4 protein-coding genes and 1 pseudogene are annotated in these 6,272 nt (G+C 61.7%); 2 read left to right on the top strand and 3 right to left on the bottom strand.

What is annotated here, in order from left to right; all coding sequences use genetic code 11:
• From VFL62_RS03310 to VFL62_RS03320, 3 genes and pseudogenes are all read right to left on the bottom strand, one after another.
• A pseudogene (locus VFL62_RS03310) lies at positions 1 to 269 on the bottom strand (hypothetical protein); the annotation flags it as partial.
• Positions 270 to 453: 184 nt separating this feature from the next.
• On the bottom strand, positions 454 to 693 hold the full coding sequence (locus VFL62_RS03315; protein WP_325170953.1) for a GCG_CRPN prefix-to-repeats domain-containing protein: 240 nt from the start codon (positions 691 to 693) through the stop codon (positions 454 to 456).
• 134 nt (positions 694 to 827) lie between these two features.
• Positions 828 to 2,087: an alpha-hydroxy acid oxidase gene (locus VFL62_RS03320; RefSeq protein WP_325170954.1), complete on the bottom strand. Its 1,260-nt coding sequence runs from the start codon at positions 2,085 to 2,087 to the stop codon at positions 828 to 830.
• A gap of 349 nt (positions 2,088 to 2,436) precedes the next feature.
• Here VFL62_RS03320 and VFL62_RS03325 point away from each other — a divergent pair, with 349 nt between their 5' ends.
• Positions 2,437 to 5,283, top strand: coding sequence for a bifunctional transaldolase/phosoglucose isomerase (locus VFL62_RS03325; protein WP_325170955.1), 2,847 nt, complete (start codon positions 2,437 to 2,439; stop codon positions 5,281 to 5,283).
• Between the two features lie 13 nt (positions 5,284 to 5,296).
• Positions 5,297 to 6,272, top strand: a 976-nt coding sequence (gene gnd / locus VFL62_RS03330; protein WP_325170956.1) for a phosphogluconate dehydrogenase (NAD(+)-dependent, decarboxylating), incomplete at its 3' end; no start/stop codon positions are given.

Genomic DNA, 6,272 nt, shown 5'->3' on the forward strand with positions numbered 1-6,272 from the left:
GCGAAGTCGGCCAGTGTCGTTCCTGCGGTCGTGGTGGCGACCACGACAAACCAGTACAGCAGGGGATGAAAGGCATCGGCACGAATTTGCGTGATGACGGCAACGACAAAGATGCCGATGAAAATGACGGACGAGAGCGCATAGCCGAGATTCATCGACATCGATACCGCATCGCCGCCGGTCTCGCCGAGCGTCGTCGCAAGTATCTTGATCAGCCAGAAGATCAACGTGATTTCCGGGACCTTGCTTTGCCGCACGACATCGCTCATCTCAGGATATCCATCTCGCCGTCCGGGGCATTCTCGCCCACGACAACGATCCGCAACGCGCGCGGTTCGATTCGATGATTCCTGATTTTCGGCCCGAAAAAACTCACCACCGTGGAAGTTGCAAACGAAAACGGCTGGACCGTCATGGCCCAGCCGCTCGTCGGATGAAATCCAATTCAGCCGGTCAGTTCGGCCAGCAGCGCCGACGCTCCGGTCCAAGGTGATATCCGGGAGGGCAAGCGCGGCCGTCGAACATCGGATGACACCGGCCGCCCGGGCCGCGCCACCAGCCGCGTCCGCAGCCTTCGGCAACCTTGATCACCGGGCTGTTGGTGATGCCCATCGGCGCAGGCGAAACTGCCGCGCTGGCGGCAGTGGTCAGCCCCAGCGCCAGGGTCGTGCCAATAAGGAACGTCCGAATCATCCTCTTCCTCCTTGTGCTTGGAAACAATTAGCAATGATCTGCCGAACGGACCGGAAAATCAGCCAAACCGTAGCATCTGGCCGATGAAGCGCAAATGAACAGCGCAGGGATCGCCGCAAGCGATCCCCAAGCCTTCACGTCACCCGCCGCACGTAGCTCGTGTTGAGATCCTTCACCGACTTGGCGCCACACTGCTGCATCGCGGCTTTGGTCTCGGTGCGCACGAGTTCGAGCACCCGCTCCACACCCTGCTGGCCGAATGCACCCAGCCCCCAGAGATAGGGCCGGCCCACGCCGACCGCCTGTGCGCCCAAGGCAAGGGCCTTCACCACATCGGTGCCGCGGCGGACGCCGGAATCGAAGATCACAGGCATGCGCCCGTTCACGGCAGCGATGATCTCGGGCAGCGCATCGATGGTCGACCGGCCGTTGTCTTCGCCGCGGCCGCCATGGTTCGACACCAGAATGCCATCGATCCCATTCTGCACGGCAAGTTCGGCATCGTCTGCGGTGACAATGCCCTTGAGCATGATTTTCATCTTGGTCACGTCGCGCATGCGCTTGACCGTATCCCAATCGAGATTGGAAGATTCGCCCGCGCCCTTGATGCCGGTGAGATCGATGCCGTCGTAGTTGTGCCGCCGCAAGGCACGCGCGGCAAAGCTCGATCGGTCATGACAGCCCGAACATTCGCGGGTATCGGACTTCATCAGGCGGAAGAGTGTCTCCTGATTGCGGCCGGCGAGGCGATCAACCGTCACCATCAGCACGGGACAACCGGCACCGTCGGCGCGCTTGATCAGGGCTTTGGCGACCTCGAAGCTCGGCGAGGCGTAGAGCTGGAACCAGATCGGCGCACCGCGCTCCTTGGTGACGTCGTCGACGGAGTAGTTCGATGAGGTCGAGAGCATCTGCAGATGATTGCCGGCTTTCGCCGCGCGCGCGACCGCCAGCTCGCCGTCGGGATGGAAGAACTGGTTGGCGCCGGTCGGACACACGAAGATCGGCGAATCGTATTTCGTTCCGAACAGCTCGATCGAGGTATCGACCTTGGAAACATCCTTGAGCCGATGCGGCATCAACTGGAATTTCTTGAAGTCCTCGCGATTGGCACGCAGCGTGACTTCATCGTCGATGCCCGACGCCATGTAGCCGAAATGGGCCGGCGGCACGTTCGCCCGGGCAACCGGCTCGAAATCGAACACGTTGATCGCCTCTTTCGGCGCCTTGATGAGATCAATACTGCCGGGCGGCGCCCACGTCATGGGATCGGGTAATTTGGATGGGACCTCCATGGCCTTGGCGGCGAAGGCGCCGGATGCCAGCAGCGGAGAGGCTGCGCAAAACTGTAAAAAGCGGCGGCGGCTGGTGGCGCGGATATCCTCTGGCAGCATGTGATGAACCTCCCCTGCACTTGTTTTTATGAAGGTACGATAGCAGTGACAAAGATCGCCCGGAAGGCGGAGCCCGCAGCAAGCCAGACATGAAGCCATGACATGCCAGCCCCGTCATAGATCGAAAAATTGATCAGATGGGACCGGCTAGACGGCCCGTTCCGAGGATCGATCTCGCCGCCGGAGCGTTCTCTCCATACAGAGGCGCCCATAATCCGGTCACTTGAGGCGCTTAAAGGCTTGAGGCGCTTATAGGCCGGTCCCGTGGGATTGTTGAGGGCGGGACCTCTCGCTAATGTCCGGCCCGACTCCGCGGCATTCCACCCGCCTCCAACCGAACAAGGGCATCATGAATCCGGTCAAGACACTTGAAAACCATGGCCAGGCGATCTGGCTGGATTTTTTGGCCCGCGGCTTCATCGCCAAAGGCGAACTGAAGAAACTGATCGATACGGACGGCGTCAAAGGCGTCACCTCCAACCCCTCGATCTTTGAAAAAGCGATCGGCAGCTCTGACGAATATGATGGCGCCATCGGACGCGCCTTGCAAAAGGCCGACCGTCCGATCGCCGATCTGTTCGAACATCTTGCCGTCGAGGACATTCAGCATGCCGCGGACGTGCTGCGGCCCGTTTATGACGAATTCAAAGGCAATGATGGCTTCGTGAGCCTGGAAGTCTCGCCCTATCTGGCGATGGACACCAAGGGCACGATCGCCGAGGCGATGAAGCTCTGGCATGACGTTCATCGCAAGAATCTGATGGTGAAAGTGCCGGCGACGGCGGAAGGCCTGCCCGCAATCGAGTATCTCACCGGCAAGGGCCTCAACATCAACATCACGCTGTTGTTCTCGCAAGAGGTCTATATCGAGGTCGCGAAGGCCTATATCGCCGGCCTGGAGCAGCTCGTCGCCGATGGCGGCGATCCCTCCCATGTCGCGAGTGTCGCCAGCTTTTTCGTCAGCCGCATCGACAGCGCGGTCGACAAGCAGCTCGACGAGAAGATCGCACGCGCCAACGATCCGCACGAGAAGGAGCGGCTCGCCGCGCTGAAAGGCAAGGTCGCGATCGCCAATGCCAAGCTCGCCTATCAGGAATACAAGGAGCTGTTCTCGGGCGCGCGCTGGGAGAAGCTCGCGGCCAAAGGCGCCAAGCCGCAACGGCTGCTGTGGGCCTCGACCGGCACCAAGAACAAGGAATATAGCGACGTGCTCTATGTCGAGGAGTTGATCGGCCCCAACACGGTCAACACCGTGCCGCCGGCGACGCTGGACGCCTTCCGCGATCACGGCAAGCCGCGCGACAGTCTGGAGGAAAATGTCGAGGAAGCCCGGCGGGTACTCGCCGAACTCGACAAATCCGGCATCTCGCTCGATGCAATCACGGCAGAGCTGGTCAAGGACGGCGTCAAGCTATTCGCGGACGCCGCCGACAAGCTTTACGGCGCGGTCGCCTTCAAGCGCGCCACTGTACTTGGCTCCGCCATCAGCGCGCAAAAACTGGCGCTGAGCCCCGGCCTCGAAAAGGCGGTCGAGAAGGGCACCGAAGAGTGGCGCGCCGCCGCCAAAATCCGAAAGCTCTGGCACAAGGACAAAACGGTCTGGACCGGCGATGACGAGAACAAATGGCTCGGCTGGCTCGACAGTGCCGCCAAGGCCGATATCGCCGATTACGAAGACTACGCGAGGCGGGTCAAGGGACAGAATTTCTCGGATGCGGTCGTGCTCGGGATGGGCGGATCGAGCCTTGGGCCCGAAGTGCTGGCGCAGACGTTTCCGAAAAAGGCCGGATTCCCCAAGCTCCACGTGCTCGATTCCACCGACCCCGCCCAGGTGCGCACGATGGAAAAGGCGATCGACATCAAGAAGACCGTGTTCATCGTCTCGAGCAAATCCGGCGGCACCACCGAGCCCAACGTGATGAAGGATTATTTCTTCTCGCAGGTGTCCAAGGCGATCGGCACTGAAGCAGCCGGACATCGCTTTATCGCCGTCACCGATCCCGGCTCCTCGCTGGAGAAGGTTGCGAAAAAGCAGGGGTTTGCCCGCGTCTTCTACGGCGATCCGACGATCGGCGGCCGCTATTCGGTATTGTCGCCGTTCGGGCTGGTGCCGGCGGCGACCGCGGGCATCGACGTCAAGAGCCTCATTCGCCACACGCTTGCAATGGTGCGCTCCTGCGGCGCGGACGTACCGCCGCATGAGAATCCCGGTGTGCAACTCGGGCTCGCCATCGGCCTTGCGGGTCTTGAAGGCCGCGACAAGGTGACGATCTTCTCGTCGAAGAAAATCGCGGACTTCGGCGCCTGGGCTGAGCAGCTCATCGCGGAGTCCACCGGCAAGGACGGCAAGGGCCTCATCCCGATCGATGGCGAGACGCTCGGTGAGGTCTCGGCCTACGGTAACGACCGCTTTTTCATCGATCTGCGCACCGAGGGTGAAAACGACGCCGCTCACGATGCCAGGCTCGATGCACTGGAGCAGGCTGGCCATCCCGTCGTTCGGATCGTGATGAAATCGATCGAACATATCGGCCAGGAATTCTATCGTTTCGAGATGGCCACGGCCGTTGCCGGCGCCGTTCTCGGCATCAACCCGTTCAACCAGCCCGACGTCGAAGCTGCCAAGGTCAAGACGCGTGAGCTGACGGCTGCTTTCGAAAAATCAGGCAAGCTCCCGGCCGAAAAGCCTGTCGTCTCGACCAACGGGGCCGATCTCTATACCGACGAGATCAATGCCAGCGAATTGCGCGACGCCGGCGCCGACGGCACGCTGGAGTCCTGGATCAAGGCGCATCTCTCGCGCCTCGATGCCGGCGACTACGTTGCCCTGCTCGCTTATATCGAGCGCAACGCCGAACATATCGACACGCTGCAAGGCGTCCGTCTTGCGGTTCGTGACCAGCGTCATGTCGCGACCTGCGCCGAATTCGGCCCGCGCTTCCTGCATTCGACCGGCCAGGCCTATAAAGGCGGCCCCGACTCCGGCGTGTTCCTTCAGATCACCGCCGACGACGCCAAGGATTTGCCGGTACCCGGCCAGAAGGCGAGCTTCGGCGTGATCAAGGCGGCACAGGCCCGCGGCGATTTCGATGTCCTGACCGAGCGCGGCCGGCGCGCGCTGCGCGTGCATCTGAAGGGCGATCTGAAATCCGGCCTGAAGACGCTCGATCGGGCGATCCGGCAAGCGCTGAACTAAAGGGACCTTAATGATGCAACTCGGCATGATCGGCCTGGGGCGGATGGGCGGCAACATCGTTCGCCGCCTGATGCGTCACGGCCAAAAGACTGTCGTCTACGACAAGGATGCGGGCGCGGTCGCAGGCCTCGTCAAGGAAGGTGCGGCAGGCGCAGCCTCGCTGGAGGAATTCGTCGGCAAGCTCGAAAAGCCGCGCGCCGCCTGGATCATGCTGCCGGCCGGTCACATCACCGAAAGCACGATCGAAGCAATCGCCAAACTGATGGACAAAGGCGATGTCATCATCGATGGCGGCAACACCTTCTGGCAGGACGACGTTCGCCGCGGCAAGGCGTTGAAGGAGCGCGGCATCCACTATGTCGACGTTGGCACGTCCGGCGGCGTCTGGGGCATCGAGCGCGGCTACTGCATGATGATCGGCGGCGACAAGGCAGTCGTCGATCGCCTCGATCCGATCTTCAAGACGCTCGCACCGGGGCTTGGCGATATTCCGCGCACAGACGGACGACAGGGCCGCGATCCGCGCGTCGAACAGGGCTATCTTCATGCCGGCCCGATCGGCGCCGGGCATTTCGTCAAGATGGTTCACAACGGCATCGAATACGGCCTGATGCAGGCCTATGCCGAGGGCTTCGACATCCTGAAGAACGCCAACATTGAGGCGCTGCCGCAGGAGCACCGCTTCGAACTGGATATCGCCGATATCGCCGAAGTCTGGCGGCGTGGCAGCGTGATCCCGTCCTGGCTGCTCGATTTGACGGCGTCGGCGCTGGCGAAGAATCCGGCGCTGCAGAACTATTCCGGTTTCGTCGAGGATTCCGGCGAGGGCCGCTGGACGGTGAATGCGGCGATCGACGAAGCCGTGCCGGCCGAGGTCCTCACGGCGGCGCTGTTCGCACGTTTTCGTTCCCGCAAGGAACATACATTCGCCGAGAAAATTCTCTCAGCGATGCGCGCAGGCTTCGGCGGCCACAAGGAGCCGCAACAAC

Origin of the sequence: Bradyrhizobium sp. (assembly GCF_035701725.1) — a bacterium.
In the GTDB taxonomy this organism is placed as follows: domain Bacteria; phylum Pseudomonadota; class Alphaproteobacteria; order Rhizobiales; family Xanthobacteraceae; genus Bradyrhizobium.